The 1,296-nt window shown below is 42.6% G+C and carries 3 protein-coding genes and 1 pseudogene; 3 read left to right on the plus strand and 1 reads right to left on the minus strand.

Annotated elements, in window-relative coordinates:
* The first annotated feature begins 217 nt into the window (after nucleotides 1-217).
* The 3 genes from FNW02_RS38155 to FNW02_RS38165 all read left to right on the plus strand — a co-directional run bounded on the left by FNW02_RS38155 (nucleotide 218) and on the right by FNW02_RS38165 (nucleotide 1,036).
* Nucleotides 218-550, plus strand: coding sequence for a hypothetical protein (locus tag FNW02_RS38155; RefSeq protein ID WP_225226344.1), 333 nt, complete (start codon nucleotides 218-220; stop codon nucleotides 548-550).
* Nucleotides 551-620: 70 nt separating this feature from the next.
* Nucleotides 621-818: a hypothetical protein gene (locus FNW02_RS38160; protein WP_191762637.1), complete on the plus strand. Its 198-nt coding sequence runs from the start codon at nucleotides 621-623 to the stop codon at nucleotides 816-818.
* Complete coding sequence (locus FNW02_RS38165; protein WP_191762638.1) at nucleotides 815-1,036, plus strand: hypothetical protein; 222 nt, start codon at nucleotides 815-817, stop codon at nucleotides 1,034-1,036. The genes FNW02_RS38160 and FNW02_RS38165 overlap by 4 nt, the downstream gene beginning before the upstream one ends.
* A gap of 44 nt (nucleotides 1,037-1,080) precedes the next feature.
* Here the strand turns inward: FNW02_RS38165 and FNW02_RS38170 are convergent.
* Nucleotides 1,081-1,296 (minus strand): annotated as a pseudogene (locus tag FNW02_RS38170) (sigma-70 family RNA polymerase sigma factor); the annotation flags it as partial.

A 1,296-nucleotide genomic window follows, 5' to 3' on the forward strand; every position in this document is an offset into this window, starting at 1 on the left:
GATAAAATAGCCGTTTATAGTCTCAAAAGCCTACTTTTTTCGTGGCTTTGATGACGCGATCGCAGTTTCTCTCTAATCCGTCAAAACCTTTCCTCATAAGCATTTAGGATTCGCGGACAAGTCTAATAAGAAGTTCTACTGAAGACAGAATTCAGAATACCCCACGCCTGTTCACGCAGCCTGACCGCAGAACTAAATAACTTTAAGGTAAAGACAGATGAAACAACTCACAGGTTCTATGCCCATCGCAGCATTACCAGAATCTACTGCGGCTTTTGCTAAACAACAACTGCTGGCAACAATCGATTGGCTCCAAAGAGAAGGGGCGACGACTGAAACCAATCTCAAACTCTTGACTGCAATCGTGGAATCAATTCTTTGGTCTGAAGAATCATACACAAGATTCTTACAAGCGGGTTTGATGCTGCAATTGAGTTATTTGATATCACTTCTCAAAACTGGGAGTTTGAAGAATCAACGTCATCACCTCACAACCCCAGAAATTGGGACGAATACAAGCGGCTTGCGACTTGCACGGACATTGTTCTGACATCAACATGATTGCTTTGTCAACGCTCAAGAGCCATCACACAAACCATAAGCCACAAGGAGAATAACCTATGCCTAGAAAACCCACTCGTCACACCCCTGCTGACCATTCCCACCAATGCCTACAATATCTCAGACGTTGCGGCGGCAGCGCTCGACTGTGCAACATCAGTTTTAGCTTGGGGGTGATTAAAACGTTGGTTAATCGAAGGTTAGTAAAGGTTAGCAATACTAGTGCAGGATTTTATGTAGAGTTGAACGAGACATGATGACCAACCGCAAACAAATTCTTTACCACCAAGCTCAATTAGACCACAACAATAAATTAGTTTTTCGTCGCCGGAGCAAAAAAGTTTTCAAAATGAAAAAGTTCATCAATCGCACCATAGAAACAATAGCTCTTGCTTCTTTACCGTTTACCTGGTTTTCGGGAGTAGGAGCAATCGCTTACTTTTTTTGCGATCTCCTTCCATTTGAAAATACGTGATACTGATACTATTCGTCAAGCAACAATCTCGCTGATTTCACCCTTTATAATAAGCCTTCAAGTTTAGCAAAACTTCGCAAGCGCGGTAGACACTGACGTTGATAAAAACTGCTCAATGTCGGAATTGGTAGCCCAAATTCCTCGGACAATTCTCTCCAACTAATTTCTGGGGGTAGGCGTTTGAGAATCAACACCTGACAATTCACATCTGGACGCCCTTTAATGTAAGTATGACGCAGTTCTCCGTCTGAGTCTGTATT

This window comes from Komarekiella delphini-convector SJRDD-AB1 (assembly GCF_014831675.1).
In the GTDB taxonomy this organism is placed as follows: Bacteria; Cyanobacteriota; Cyanobacteriia; order Cyanobacteriales; family Nostocaceae; genus Komarekiella.

Coding starts and splice junctions, on each gene's coding strand:
- FNW02_RS38165 (WP_191762638.1), top strand. CDS start 815: ATGATGACCAACCGCAAACAAATTCTTTACCACCAAGCTCAATTAGAC.
- FNW02_RS38155 (WP_225226344.1), top strand. CDS start 218: ATGAAACAACTCACAGGTTCTATGCCCATCGCAGCATTACCAGAATCT.
- FNW02_RS38160 (WP_191762637.1), top strand. CDS start 621: ATGCCTAGAAAACCCACTCGTCACACCCCTGCTGACCATTCCCACCAA.